General features: G+C 60.3%; 13 protein-coding genes and 1 pseudogene. 10 read left to right on the top strand and 4 right to left on the bottom strand.

The annotated features are described in order from the left end of the window. Positions 1 to 519 precede the first annotated feature (519 nt). Positions 520 to 1113, top strand: a pseudogene (locus AC0L27_RS37725) (transposase); the annotation flags it as partial. Between the two features lie 375 nt (positions 1114 to 1488). Beyond that, a complete protein-coding gene (locus tag AC0L27_RS37720; protein WP_473322866.1) occupies positions 1489 to 2718 on the top strand; it encodes an ABC transporter substrate-binding protein in 1230 nt (409 codons plus the stop codon). 647 nt (positions 2719 to 3365) lie between these two features. Here the strand turns inward: AC0L27_RS37720 and AC0L27_RS37715 are convergent. From AC0L27_RS37715 to AC0L27_RS37705, 3 genes are all read right to left on the bottom strand, one after another. Further along, positions 3366 to 3791: a YybH family protein gene (locus AC0L27_RS37715; RefSeq protein WP_473322864.1), complete on the bottom strand. Its 426-nt coding sequence runs from the start codon at positions 3789 to 3791 to the stop codon at positions 3366 to 3368. Positions 3792 to 4196: 405 nt separating this feature from the next. Beyond that, positions 4197 to 4319, bottom strand: coding sequence for a hypothetical protein (locus AC0L27_RS37710; protein WP_256467322.1), 123 nt, complete (start codon positions 4317 to 4319; stop codon positions 4197 to 4199). A gap of 101 nt (positions 4320 to 4420) precedes the next feature. Beyond that, the gene (locus tag AC0L27_RS37705; RefSeq protein WP_473322862.1) at positions 4421 to 4690 is read right to left on the bottom strand and encodes a hypothetical protein; all 270 of its coding nucleotides are present in this window, start codon (positions 4688 to 4690) and stop codon (positions 4421 to 4423) included. A gap of 167 nt (positions 4691 to 4857) precedes the next feature. Here AC0L27_RS37705 and AC0L27_RS37700 point away from each other — a divergent pair, with 167 nt between their 5' ends. Both AC0L27_RS37700 and AC0L27_RS37695 read left to right on the top strand, forming a co-directional pair. Then, the gene (locus AC0L27_RS37700; RefSeq protein ID WP_473322860.1) at positions 4858 to 5079 is read left to right on the top strand and encodes a hypothetical protein; all 222 of its coding nucleotides are present in this window, start codon (positions 4858 to 4860) and stop codon (positions 5077 to 5079) included. Between the two features lie 70 nt (positions 5080 to 5149). Beyond that, positions 5150 to 6439, top strand: coding sequence for a c-type cytochrome (locus tag AC0L27_RS37695; protein WP_473322858.1), 1290 nt, complete (start codon positions 5150 to 5152; stop codon positions 6437 to 6439). Between the two features lie 33 nt (positions 6440 to 6472). Here the strand turns inward: AC0L27_RS37695 and AC0L27_RS37690 are convergent, their stop codons facing one another. Further along, positions 6473 to 8443, bottom strand: coding sequence for a 4Fe-4S binding protein (locus AC0L27_RS37690; protein ID WP_473322856.1), 1971 nt, complete (start codon positions 8441 to 8443; stop codon positions 6473 to 6475). A 135-nt stretch (positions 8444 to 8578) separates the two neighbouring features. Here AC0L27_RS37690 and AC0L27_RS37685 point away from each other — a divergent pair, with 135 nt between their 5' ends. The 6 genes from AC0L27_RS37685 (at position 8579) to AC0L27_RS37660 (ending at position 12935) form a co-directional block, all read left to right on the top strand. Next, positions 8579 to 9346, top strand: coding sequence for a biotin/lipoate--protein ligase family protein (locus AC0L27_RS37685; protein WP_473322853.1), 768 nt, complete (start codon positions 8579 to 8581; stop codon positions 9344 to 9346). Beyond that, complete coding sequence (locus tag AC0L27_RS37680; RefSeq protein ID WP_473322849.1) at positions 9343 to 9894, top strand: DUF6505 family protein; 552 nt, start codon at positions 9343 to 9345, stop codon at positions 9892 to 9894. Before AC0L27_RS37685 ends, AC0L27_RS37680 begins: the two co-directional genes overlap by 4 nt. After that, positions 9891 to 10898, top strand: coding sequence for a DUF6352 family protein (locus AC0L27_RS37675; RefSeq protein WP_473322847.1), 1008 nt, complete (start codon positions 9891 to 9893; stop codon positions 10896 to 10898). Before AC0L27_RS37680 ends, AC0L27_RS37675 begins: the two co-directional genes overlap by 4 nt. Beyond that, complete coding sequence (locus AC0L27_RS37670; RefSeq protein ID WP_473322845.1) at positions 10895 to 11407, top strand: DUF3305 domain-containing protein; 513 nt, start codon at positions 10895 to 10897, stop codon at positions 11405 to 11407. The genes AC0L27_RS37675 and AC0L27_RS37670 overlap by 4 nt, the downstream gene beginning before the upstream one ends. Beyond that, positions 11404 to 12009 (top strand): DUF3306 domain-containing protein, encoded by a 606-nt coding sequence (locus AC0L27_RS37665; protein ID WP_473322843.1) that lies wholly within the window; start codon positions 11404 to 11406, stop codon positions 12007 to 12009. Before AC0L27_RS37670 ends, AC0L27_RS37665 begins: the two co-directional genes overlap by 4 nt. A gap of 134 nt (positions 12010 to 12143) precedes the next feature. Beyond that, entirely contained in the window at positions 12144 to 12935 is a 792-nt protein-coding gene (locus AC0L27_RS37660) for a molecular chaperone TorD family protein (protein ID WP_473322839.1), read from the top strand. Positions 12936 to 12962: the final 27 nt, after the last annotated feature.

Genomic DNA, 12962 nt, shown 5'->3' with positions numbered 1-12962 from the left:
AATGATCCTCGATGAGCTGGGCGGCCAAGATGAGATAATCCGTCTGATCAATGAACGAGTTGGGCCAATTGTCATAAACGACGTGACAGGGATGCCGTGGTCGACAGCGGAGTATCGACGAAAGTGGCGATTGGTAGCTCGAAAGGCCGGTGTTCCCGACATGGTGAAAAATAGGGACAGTGTGCCGGCCTCAATTATCGTTGGCGGTCCGGACAGAGCCCGGATTTCGCGCCGCAGCAGCCTTACCGACCTGCACCGCCATTCACGATCGCGCCGTCGATGATTGGGACTCAGCATCGGCCTTCGGCCTCGGATGCACCCGCGCGTCGACCAAAAGCTCGGTGAGGGCATCCCGCAACTCGTCGCGATCCAAGGACGCTGATCAGCGGGCGATCGTCGCCGCCGCGTCGTTCGCCCGTCAGATAGTCGGCCAGCGCGACCCATGGCGAATCATAGGTTGCTCGATCTGCTCAGGCTGACGGCCAACGATCAACGGCTTGCGCGGAAAACGGATGCACGGAGGAGCGCTTCGGTCTCAAGCCAGAGCGACTTGTCGGGGATACCGCTTACGGAGCGGCTCCGATGCTGAACTGGCTGGTCGAGGAGAAGGGCATCGCGCCGCATATCCCTGTGTTCGATAAGTCGAAGCGGGATGATGGCACCTTCTCGCGGAGCGACTTTCGATATGATCCGACCGGGGACATTTACCACTGCCCGGGTGGTAAGCGGCTGGGGACGAGCGGTACCGTGCACGAGGGCAAGACCCTTCTGTATCGTGCAAGCAAGCTCGACTGCGATGTATGCCCGCTCAAACCGCAGTGCTGCCCAAAGGAACCATCACGCAAGATCCCGCGCGATATCCATGAGCATGCCCGAGACGTTGCCCGGTCGTTCGCAGGCACCGAGGGCTTCGAGCTCTCTCGGCGTCAGCGCAAGAAGATCGAGATGAGGTTCGCATACTTGAAGCGCATCCTGAAGCTTGGTCGGCTCCGATTGCGCGGCCCGCAAGGTGCCCAGGATGAATTTGTTCTAGCCGCCATCGCCCAGAATCTGAGGCGGTTTGCATCGCTGGTCGCACGACCGCCCCCGGCTCAGGCTCTGCGCATTGCGTAGCGTAGCGTCGAAGTTGCGTAAAATGCGTAGGGCCAGCGCTTCAGAGCGCGGCTTAACGAAAGGCCCAACGGCCAAATCCATTGCAGCCGACTTTTGCAACAAAATCGACCCTTAGCAGACCTACAGCGGGCAGTTGCACGATTGTAGCTTGTGATCCGAAACGAACCCGACTGTCAGGATCCGTCGGTGCTAAAGGTGATGGCCGAGTTCGTGACAAGGCGCAGATACGAGCCCAATACAGACAGCCACATTGACTATTTCGATCATTCAGAACGTCCACACTGACATCGACAAGAAGTGACGACGGTGCTTAGATCTCAAGGGACCTTATAGAGGTTTCCAGACACATTCGTTGGTTTCATGGGCAGAAACGAAATGTCCTTCGTCGCGCGACGATTGGCGGCGCTCTCAACCGCTATTATATTGCTTGATATTACCGGTACCGGCGCAACTGCGCAGAAGAACTACGACACTGGTGCGACGGATACCGAAATCAAAATCGGAAACATCATGCCCTACAGCGGACCAGCTTCCGCTTACGGCGTAATCGGCAAGACAGAGAGCGCGTATTTTAAAAAGATTAATGCGGAAGGCGGCATCAACGGACGCAAGATTAATTTCATCTCATATGATGATGGCTACAGCCCGCCAAAGGCGGTTGAACAAGCGCGTAAACTCGTCGAGAGCGATGGAGTGCTATTCATCCTCGGCGCTCTCGGCACGCCGTCTAACTCGGCGATCCAGAAGTATATGAACGAGAAGAAGGTGCCTCAGCTCTTCGTCGCAAGCGGTGCGACAAAATGGAACGATCCAAAGCAGTTTCCTTGGACGATCGGCTGGCAACCTAATTACCAAAGCGAAGCTCGCATCTATGCTGGGTACATTTTGAAGGAGAGGCCCCACGGAAAGATTGGCATCCTCTATCAGAACGACGACCTAGGAAGAGACTATTTCAAAGGCTTAACGGACGGCCTGGGCGCGAAAGCGGCTTCGATGATTGTGGGAGAGGAGAGCTACGAAACCAGCAATCCTACGATCGATTCCCGAGTCGTTGCTCTCAAGTCGGGCGGTGCCGACATTTTTGTCAGCTTCGCGACACCAAAGTTCACAGCGCAGGCGATAAAAAAAGCAGCCGAATTGGGCTGGAAGCCACTGTTCATTATAAGTGGTACCGCTGCATCAACCGCAGCCGTGATGAAGCCCGCTGGAATAGAAAACAGCCAGGGCATCGTATCCGCTTCTTATCAGAAGGATGCCACTGACCCGCAGTGGAAAGAAGACGCAGGTATCAAGAATTTTGATGCGTTCCTTACGAAGTATTTCCGAGAGGGCAATCGCGAGGACCAGTTTGTATTGTTCGGTTACAGCGTGGCGCAAACAGCGGTCGACGTTCTCAAACAATGCGGCGACGATCTCACCCGCGCGAATGTTATGAAGCATGCAGCTACTATCGATGATCTACTGCTGGAAGGACTCTTGCCCGGCGTCACGATTAAGACAAGTGCGGTTGACTTCGCTCCGATTAAGCAGTTTCAGCTCAGGAAATTTAAGGGTGAGCGTTGGGAGCTCTTCGGCGAAATTATCAGCAGCGAGGTCGGTCAGTGATTGAAATGATCCGGCGAGGGGTCATCGCAGTGGGCGCGGTGGTCTCAGCGGCCGAAAGCCAACATGGTCCTCTTCATGACCGGTTTAATCGAGAGGGGCGTTTCTCTTTGGCGCATGGCTCATACAAGCATTTCGGCAAACGACCACGCGCCTCGCGAAAGGCGCAGATCGTGATGGTGTCGGTCGTGTCGGGAGTTGAGGCGAGACCGGACATGACGGCGGCGCGCAATTCGACACTGTTGACCTTAGTAGGCAACTTGTCCCGCTGGGCCACCGCCTGCTAGGAATTCTCCTGATTTCCTAGAACTACTTAGCCGCTCGCCTGTACAAACCCTATTTGCCTTCTGGCACGCCCGCCAAGCTTAGGCTCTCGTAGAGTGCGAGCGTGACTTTCATTGCCTCGAACGTGCGCGATTTGATGTGACCTTGTTCGCCGACGCTTCTCTAAGTCAGCTCAAGCTTTCCCATGATGATTGGAGCCGGGCATTAAGTTTTTCAACTGCTTTGAGGGCGGCGTGCGCATGATGTGTGCACCGGGAGATCCAGAAAAACCATCAGGAGCAAGCCTGCAGAACCCGCCCTTTCATGCCAATGAAACAGCCTTGAGGATCGGAATCGTTTGACGCGAAGCAGACCTGCGAACGATGCTACTTGCCCTCGTTCCAGATATCAGTGGCGAGCTTCCAATCATTTCCGACCTTTTCCCAAACCACGACATATTTTCCAGTCACTTCCTGCGGTGTCGGTCCCTTGGTCTTCAGCACAAAGGTGCCGATCTCGCGTGCCGCGGTAGGGCCAAGCGGCTTAGCGTCAATGGTGTTAAGCTTCGGATCGCCAACTTGCTCGGCCATGCCTTTCCACATTGTCTCGATGCCGGCTCTGCCCTGCACCATCGCAGAGCCGGGCGGGATTGCGGTCGCATCCGTGCTGTAGAGTGACCCAATCCCAGAGAAGTCGCCCTTGTTGAACATTTTAATCCATTTCGCGTTGATCGCTTCAATTTCGGCCTTCTGAGCCGATGCTGGAGCGGTCAACGAAACCACGAATGCAATCACCAATGCTACTCTGCGCATGATCATCTCCAATTCTGATGTAGATACGAATGCAAGGTGGCAATTGTCCTGACGTTGACGTGGATGCAACTCCGGGGGACTACCGTCAACAACGTTAACAGGTCAGAGCAACGCCGCACTGGATGCGATCAAAGCGACCCCGTTGGTGTGCCGCTCGCAGATAGAGTGACACGCCGCAAGCCAGCGGCTTCGACGAGGAGCTTCCCATGTTGCTGGACGTCGCAGTTGACCAAGAAGGGAGAAGGGCCGCTCTTGGTGTGCCTGATCGCGCTCCGCCCTTGGCGGGCCGTCAATGCTCCGACAGCCCGTCACCTTGTAGCGATTTCATGCAAGCGCTCGCCCCATCTGATGGAGATCGTAACCGAGCATCAAGCGGCCGCCACGGGCCTTTTTTGACGGGCAGCCTTACAGACGGACACTGATTGTAGAAAACGCCTGGGCAACGGGCTCCTGCACCTGATCCAAGAGCGCCATTGCTGCAATTGCGATGACAACGGCTGCAGCGCAACCGAGCAGAAAAGCCTTCATATGCAAACTCCATCACTTGCAAGCCGCACTATCCTACGATGTCGCTTCCTGCGAGCTACTCTGACGAACGATCTCAAGTTCGCCGGCAGCTCCCGCCGGTGCTAAGGGCTCTTAAAAACTGGGTCGCTCGAAAATGCATCGCTCATCAACCCCAGCGATTGAAGGTCGGCGCTATGCAAGTCCACTTCCAATATGACGAGGAGCAGCATGAGCACGACAACCGTAAAAGCGAGCAGAGGCGAGGCTTCTCGGATAGCTGGCTCTGGAGCGATCAAGAACACGCGCATGGCGCGTAGCCATGAGATCATCCGCAGCAATGGCCTCGATTGCCCCAACATGCCTTCTTCCTTGACATGACGAGCAAAAACCAAGGCTAGGACTCGCGCTGCCGCGATTCAAGGGACGATTGCGGGCGGTGGACGAACTGACGCAGTGCGCGTCGAGGAACGGATACCGATCCTTCCTCGTTGAAGCTTGCGCCCCAGAGGAGGATCCGGCCGTGAAGGCACTGACATCCATACTATGCCTGGCAGCGGTCGTGGCCTTCGATAGTGCGCTCGCCCAATCCCATCAGACAGGGGCGCCTGCGCCACAGACGGTTCCCGAAGAGAAGGGCCAGCCGCAGCCACAGGGCTGGACCGGCCCGGTTAATACGGGTTCGGGCGGCGCGCCCGCCGAGAGTCCGCAGGGCCAGAGCCCGCCCGGGATGCAGGCGGCGCCCGAGGGCTCGTCCAAGAAAGTCGTGGCGCCGGAGAAGTAAGCGCGGTGCCGCGGACACTTTATTTCGGGCATTCTTGACGGCATAGAGTGACCATGGCTGGCAATGATTGATGCGATGGGCTTCGTGCGCCCGGGTTGCCGCAACCCTCCTGGAGATTGTTGCTGGGTCAGCGGCGCACGCGCAGCTTGCGGGTCACGGCGGCCCCGTCCGTGCGCTCGCCGTTTCGGCTGATGGCGACAGCCTGTTGTCGGGCAGCTTCGACACGTCCGTCATCCGCTGGTCGCTTAAGACCAACGCGGCGGGCGAGGTGCTAAGGTATCATGCGGATGCCGTTAACGCCGTTGCTTTCCTGCAGGACGGCCGCATGGTCACCGCGGGGTCCGACGCCCGGCTGGCGGTATGGACGGCCGGCCGCCAACAGCCTGATCAAGTCCTCGAGGGGCATACTGCTCCCGTCGTGGCAATCGCCGTGGCGTCGGACGGATCGAGCCTCGCCTCGGCCTCTTGGGACCATAGCGTGCGCCTTTGGTCGTTGGCTGATGGCGCCGCCCGGATGTTCGAAGGTCACGCGCAGAATGTGAACGGTGTGGCGTTCGCTCCAGACGGCATGTCGCTCGTTAGCGTCGGCTATGATCGTGCGTTGCGCATCTGGCGCTTGCCCGAGGGCCGGCCTGAGACGGTGGAATTGCCAGCGCCATTGAACGCCGTCGCCATCGCGCCCGATGGGGAGATCATCGCGGCAGGGGCTGACGGCAAGCTGCGCATGCTGACTAGGGACGGAGAGCTGGAGGGCCAGGTGGCCGCGGGCTTGGCACCGATCGTCGCTTTGGCGCTTTCCGATGATGGGATGCTGATCGCCGCCGCAGGCATCGACGGCACGGTTGCCATTGTGCAACGCAAGTCGCGGAGTGTGTTGCGGACACTTGTGGGACCGGGTTTCCCCTTCTGGTCCGTCGTGTTCCTGCATGATGCGGCAACGCTCGTGACCGGAGGTGCGGACGGAAAGATCCGGCGCTGGAACGTGCATACCGGTGAGCCGGTCGGCTCGAATCTGTTCGGGACATCAGCGGATCCGCTGGCCGCTTATGCGGGCGATCACGGTGCCGATGTTTTTCGCGCTTGCGTTGCCTGCCACACGCTGTCGGACAAGGAGCCGCAACGTGCAGGGCCAACGCTTGCCGGATTGTTCGGACGGAAAATCGCCTCGCTCTCGGGCTATCGGTTTTCCGAGGCGCTCAAGACGATGGATATCGTCTGGAGCCCCGAGACCGTCGCAAAGCTGTTTGAAGTCGGGCCCAACGCCTACACGCCGGGAACGAAGATGCCGGAACAGCGCATCGGATCGGCCGAAGACCGCCGGGCGTTGACCGACTTCCTGGCCCGGGCGACCTCGCAATAGGCGAGGCCCTAACCTGGACGAGGGACGTCGCGCCTACGTCTTGCTGTCCGGCCGGCGCAAATAATCCTCGGTGGTTCGGGGCGGCGCGCGTTCGGGCACGCCCTCAAACGGATCGAACCGCTGTTCGCTCATCACGATCACACGGCAATCCGCGCACATCCTGACCGCGTCGAGGCGCTTGGTGCCGGCCGGATACATCCAATGCCGGCCCTCAAGCTTGGCCGCTATGCGGTCGATCGTGCTCTTGACGCCGAACGGCGCGCCGCAGCGGATGCAAAGGGCAGGCTCTTCCTCCTTGATCACAATCGCCGGCGCGCGGCCTGCGCGGAAATTGATCTGGGGCTTCAGCGTGATGACCTTCTCGGGACAGGTGCTCTGGCAGAGACCGCATTGCACGCAGGCATCCTCGACGAATTTGAGCACTGGACGGTCGGGATCGTCGCGGAGCGCGCCCGTCGGGCAAACGGAAACGCAGGACAGGCACAGCGTGCATCCATCGGTATCAACACTCACCGCGCCAATCGGAGCGCCCTGAGGCAAGGCAATGACGTCGACCGGCTTCGGTGCGAGCCGATGCAGTTCGCTCAACGCGAAGCGAAGCAGGTCGCGCCGCTTGCCCACGGTCTTGAAGGTCGCAGGCGTGTTCACCGCAGCAAGCCGCTCGATGCTCCTCAGTTGCTCCAGCATTGAATCCGGATCGTCAGTTTCGATCGCAGTCACCCGGCGCTCTTCAAATCCGAGGCCCGCAAGGATGGTCTCTGCCATGTCGATCGTTTGGGTCAGTCCAGCCACGTCATGCCGTGGCTTGCCGCGGAGCAAAAACCGGAACGCGGCCGCTCCGTAGGCAAAGGCACCGATGACAGCCTCAAGCCCAACCTGCGTCACCTCATTAACTGCGAGAGGGATAACTTGGGCAGGCAGGCCATCCCCATGCCGCGCCAGCGCGTCGATCAACGGCGTGCCGTGTTGGCGGTCGTGCAGCAACAGGACGGGGTTCGGTCCACCCGCCTGACGATAGGCGAGCAGCATGGCGCGGATGGTCTGAAGTTGGGTATCGGCGGGCGGCAACGCGTAGGACGCGGCGCCCGTCGGACAGGCGGCGGCACATTGGCCGCAGCCAGCGCAAATTTCGGGGGCGATGGCCACATGATTGCCGGCGGGCGTGATCGCATTCGTCGGGCATAGATCGAGACAGCGATGGCAGCCGGTCAGATTCGAGCGTGAATGGGCGCAAAGATCGGGCGTGAACTCGACATATCTAGGCTTGTCAAAACGCCCGACGAGATCGCGCGCGCTCAGGACGGCGCGGAGCATGGCGCCTGGCTCCCTGGGATCGGCCCGCAAGTAACCGTCGCGCAGATCATGCGTCTGGAACAGCGGCCTCTCTCCCGATAGGTCAAGGACGATGTCGCAACGCGAGGTGGCGCCGTTGCGTGGAGTTTCAAAGACGTAGTGATCGCGCGAGGAGGGGTGCGGGCGAGCGTAGTCATCGATGGTGAGCTCAAAAGCACCAAAATGTCCTCTGGCGTTACGGATGGTTCCTTTAACGACCGGGAAGGACGTCGCCACAGGCGAGATGATCTCGCCCGGCTCCCTCAGCATCACCGTCACATCGAGGTGATCCGAAAGCAGCAGCCCGGCTTCGATCGCCGCCTCGTCCCGGCCATAGATCAGGATGACGCCGTCGCTGGCAAGCGTGACAAGTGGATAATCGGGCGCCTGCACGGCGCTGGCTGCGAGCAGCGCTGCCATTTTGGGGCCCGCATGCGTGCCTTCGGTCGACCAGCCTGCCGTCTCGCGAATGTTCACGAAAGCAATCGGCGCGGAACGATCGGCGGCTTGCTCCGCAAACAAGGATTGCTGATATGTGCAGGCAACGGTCAGAGGGCTCTCTGCCTTTGCGCATGCGCGAAAGTGGTCGAGCTCGGCGCCGCACAGGTGACGAAAACTCCTGATGTCGCCATTGCTGCATCCGCGCTTGATCGCGGCCACGTCAAGCCGCATCGTGTCTTCACACGAGCAAATCAGGATGGTCTTCGCTGGCTGCTCCAGGTTCATCCCTCCGAGAAGGCGACGAATGACGGGCTCGCTCCGATCCTTCGCTTCGTATAGATATTGTCAATCGGGTAAAAGGAGAAATTGGAGGAAGGCCTGCGGTCGATCCCAACCAGCCTCGCTTCCACGGCGGAACAGATCCAATTGCCGCCGCCCTTTGCCTTGGTCCGGTTGCGCGAGAGCGGAGACGCGTTCGCCCATGCATGCTGCATTGCACCCGAAAGCGGTGCCGGCACGCTGGTCTATGTAGGGCGGTTCGACGTCGCCGAGTTCGCGGTGGTGCTGGAGCCGACGGAGCCGCTGACCACCACACGCCGCGCCTTTTACGCCGGCATGGTTGCCCTGACCGATGCCCTGCGCGCCAATGCGCCGCCGGCCATGGAAGTTGCGATCGGTTGGCCCGATGCGGTGAGGATTGACGGGGGACTCGTCGGAGGGGGACGGCTTGGCTGGCCTGCATCCGCGGACGAGGATGAGCCGCCCGATTGGCTCGTATTCGGGGCCATGATTCGAACAGTCATGATCAATGATCATGATCCCGGTGTTCGCCCGCTTGCCTCCGCCCTCGATGAGGAAGGGTTCGGCGAGGCCGGCGCAGTACAGATGACAGAGAGCTTTGCGCGGCACCTGATGCGGGCGATCGACAGTTGGCAGGTCGATGGATTTGACAGCGTCGCGCGCGAATATCTCAGCCGCATCCCTCGCGAGCGGCAAACTGTTCGACGCATCGATGATTGCGGCGATCTGCTCACGCGCCGCATAGGTGGTGATAAGACCGAGCGGGCAGACCTCGTGAATGCCTTGGCCTCGCCATCCTGGCTCGATCCGACGCTTGGAGGACCGAAGCGTTGAAAAAGACCGTCAAACTTCTACGCACAGTCGCGCTGGATCCCTCCGACACCTTCGTGTTCGAGGTGCCGGCAACGCCAGGCGAATGGGCTGTCTCCGGCGCGTTCCGCTTCTGCGACCAGGATCCGGCGAAGCTGAGCGGCAAGGCACGCGCCGCCTTCCGCGGCGGCTTTCTCGGTGTGCAGTCCTGGGGATGGTCGACGCTGGCGCAGATCGCTCCGGCGACCGAGGACGATTGCCAGGTGCTGATCGAACTCCTTGCGAGGCAACTCGTTGATCGGTTCGGCGCACCGGACATGGCAATTGCCAGGACCGCTGCAGAAGAGGAAGTCTCCTTTGCGCAGTCCCTTTGCACGCACCCGATCAGCTCGCTCATTGCGGTCCACCGTTCGTCGGGCGATGGCGAAGTCCGTGAGGGCTTCCGCAAGCTGAAACTGAGGGAAGGGCAGCGGCACGGCAAGGCGTTTTCGTTCATGGAAATCGAGGATGATGTCAAATCCGACAGCGATCTTAACTATTCTGATGGGATCCAGGAGTCGCTCCTCCGATGAGTGATTTCTGGATCGCATGCGGCCATCATCTGCTCGATCGCGACGAGAGCGGCAGGCTTCGTGTCACCGACGAATTCTTGAAGGCTTATTTTGCCCGTCCCGAGTTGATGCCGCCGAAGGACGCGTGCGCGGTCGAACGAAGACTGCACCGTGAGATGCTTGCTGATCCGCGCCGAGCGGTCGCAGCCGAAGAGCTCGCTGCGATCGCCGATGAGGACGCGCGGGAGAACTGGCGCTTCGTGGTGGCATTTCGCGATCTCATGTTGCGGCACCCGACGCTCGAAGCTGCGTATCTCGCGGTCCTGCGTTCGTCGTCAAACGACCTGCCGCCGCTGTTCGTCAATCAGCTCGTGCATGTGATTTTGCGCAATGCGCTCGACGGCAACGAGGATGTGTTGGTGCTGCGCGCCGCCGAGCTGTTCTTCCGACCGCAACGGATCCTTCCACATGAACAGGCCTTGCTGCTTGGCGATGAGGAGGTTGTCGGCGGTCGTAGCCCGACCCCTATCTTGTCGCTGATCTCGATGCTGGGCACCAAGGCTGACGCCCAGCTCGATGTGTTAAGCGACGAAAATACCGAGAGCTATTGGAAACGCAGTGACCAGTTCGATATGGCCTTCGATTTCACCGCAGGCGGGCGAGGCCCTCGCGCGCTGGCACAGGCAATGACCCGCTGGGTCTCCCATCTGCTCGGGATCGATGTTGCTATTGAACCGCTGACGGAAGTGCGCGAGGTAAAGCTGGCCTGGTATGTCGGGTTGGACGCTGACGCCACCAAGATGGGCGATCGGCTTTGGCACGACGAGGAGCTGGACGGACCCAGCGCGGAGCGAGTTCTTTCGTTGTTTCGCTTGACCTTTGCGGATCCTCAGCTCGCCATAGAGACCTTGCGGGGTGAACCGGTCTATCTGATCCTGGCTATGACAGCCGATCAGAAGCTCCGCATGAAACCGCAGAACCTGTTGAGGGGACTCCCGATCAGGCGCCTGGAAGCCATCTCATGAGCGCTGCCCTGCCACTCCAGCGTATCCCTGTCGGCATCATCGTCGAACGGCGCGAGGCGGATTCGCCCTGGGCCGATTTCATCTGGCGGAGCACTGCCGTGTTGCCTGACAAACTGGACGCGGAGGCCTGGACAATCTTGCGCGAACAGGGCGGCACGACCTGGTTCTATGCCGGCAGCGCATCGGTTGACCTGTACGTATCGGAAACCGGGCGCTATTGCGACAATGTTGCCTCCGGCACACCGAGCCTCTGGGTGGTCTTGAGCCCATCCGAGGGAGCCTGGCCTTATGCGATCGCCGCCGCGACCGCTGATCCCGCGGAAGGAGAGGGGTTTACCGAAGCCGCTGACAATCTGGTTGAAGCCGTACCGATGCCTGAGCTAGTGCGCGAGGTGATTGAAAGCTTCATCGCCGAACACCACGTCGAGAGAGAGTTCGTCAAACGCGAGCGACGGCGCGCCGATCCCGAGGCTTTGGCGCGTCAGCAGCACGAAGGCGGGCAAGAATGACCGAGGAAGAGTTTCTCGCACGCTGGTCACGCCGCAAGCGCGAGTCAAAATCGAATGCTCCGCCGGCGGAGAGAGCCAGGCCCGCGGGTGAAGCCGGGGTGCCATCCCCCGCGGCTGAGGCCGAACCGGACCTGGATCTCGGCAGCTTGCCATCGATCGACGCGATCGCGGCGGGGACCGACATCACCGCGTTCCTGCGCAAAGGTATTCCGCCGGAATTGATGCAAGCGGCTCTTCGCCGCGCCTGGACGGCCGACCCGGCGATCCGCGATTTCGTGGGGCTCGCCGAGAATGCCTGGGACTTCAACGATCCGAATGCTATGCCGGGCTTCGGACCGCTCGATTGCTCCCAGACGGAGCTGGCAGCCTGGGTCGACCGAATCGTCGGGGGTCTGCGTGACGCCGCAGAGGCACAGCCGGACACGCCGACGCAATTGCAGGGGGCCTCGGACGTTCCGAATGGGGATATTGTGCACTCGGCGGTGCTTACCGAGACGCCTGGCGAAGCCATCCCGACGATCGCGGCTCCCGTTGCATCGCAACGGGCAACGGAGCCTGATACTCCTCCGCGCCGCGTACATGGCGGTGCCCTGCCTGAATAGTGTTCTACCAAAGGCTATAGGCTCAACCTATTGAGCGGCGATTGACCGCCTCCGGAACCAGGTCTAGGCTTTGCTAGCACTTTGTTGCGCAAGTAAAATTGGTCACTAGAGGGTCTCAGGCAACGGAGGTCCATGTGCGTGACGCCGGGCTTGATCGCGCCATTGACGCCGCAGGCGGCGTGGCCCAGCTTGCGCGCAAAATCCGCATCAGCCAGCCCTCGGTTTCGAACTGGAGCAAGATACCCGCTCAGCGGGTGATTGCGGTGGAAGCTGCAACAGGTGTTCCCCGGGCCGAACTGCGGCCTGATCTCTATCCTGATCACAATGACGAACCCACGAGATTGCAAGACAGCATCGATCCGATCGATGTCGCGCGAGCGCAGGAATATGCCCTTCTTGCCGCCTTGCTTGCGGCTGCGCCATCCAAGAGCTTGCTCGATCGGCTTACGGGCTTGAGTGGAGACGGCACGCCACTCGGTCAGGTTCACGCCGGCTTGGCGGATGCCGCTTCGCACACGACCGCAGCTCAGGTCGAACGCGAATATTTCGATCTTTTTGTTGGTCTCGGCCGCGGCGAGTTGCTGCCCTACGCCTCCTACTATTTGACCGGCTTTCTCAACGAACGGCCGCTGTCACGCTTGCGGACTGATCTTGCGGCACTCGGCATAATGGGCGCCGAGTGTAATTTCGAACCCGAGGATCATGCCGCCATCCTCTGCAAAATCATGGCCGGAATGGCTGATGGCCGCTTGGAAGCGCCGTTCGTTGCGCAGCGTGCGTTGTTCGAGAAGCACGTCTCGTCCTGGATGGGGCGTCTGTTTGCCGACATGGAGCGGGCCGCGAGCGCAAGGTTTTACCGCGCGGTCGGCACATTCGGCCGCCTGTTTATTGAGATCGAGAGGCAAGGATTTTCGTTCGCGAACTGACCATGCGCAGGCTGGTCCGGGAGAGAT

Source organism: Bradyrhizobium sp. Ken51 (assembly GCF_055807435.1).
This window is presented reverse-complemented; position numbering and strand designations above follow the sequence as displayed.

Coding starts and splice junctions, on each gene's coding strand:
- AC0L27_RS37720 (WP_473322866.1), top strand. CDS start 1,489: ATGTCCTTCGTCGCGCGACGATTGGCGGCGCTCTCAACCGCTATTATA.
- AC0L27_RS37715 (WP_473322864.1), bottom strand. CDS start 3,791: ATGCGCAGAGTAGCATTGGTGATTGCATTCGTGGTTTCGTTGACCGCT.
- AC0L27_RS37710 (WP_256467322.1), bottom strand. CDS start 4,319: ATGAAGGCTTTTCTGCTCGGTTGCGCTGCAGCCGTTGTCATCGCAATT.
- AC0L27_RS37695 (WP_473322858.1), top strand. CDS start 5,150: ATGCGATGGGCTTCGTGCGCCCGGGTTGCCGCAACCCTCCTGGAGATT.
- AC0L27_RS37690 (WP_473322856.1), bottom strand. CDS start 8,443: ATGCGGCTTGACGTGGCCGCGATCAAGCGCGGATGCAGCAATGGCGAC.
- AC0L27_RS37675 (WP_473322847.1), top strand. CDS start 9,891: ATGAGTGATTTCTGGATCGCATGCGGCCATCATCTGCTCGATCGCGAC.
- AC0L27_RS37670 (WP_473322845.1), top strand. CDS start 10,895: ATGAGCGCTGCCCTGCCACTCCAGCGTATCCCTGTCGGCATCATCGTC.
- AC0L27_RS37665 (WP_473322843.1), top strand. CDS start 11,404: ATGACCGAGGAAGAGTTTCTCGCACGCTGGTCACGCCGCAAGCGCGAG.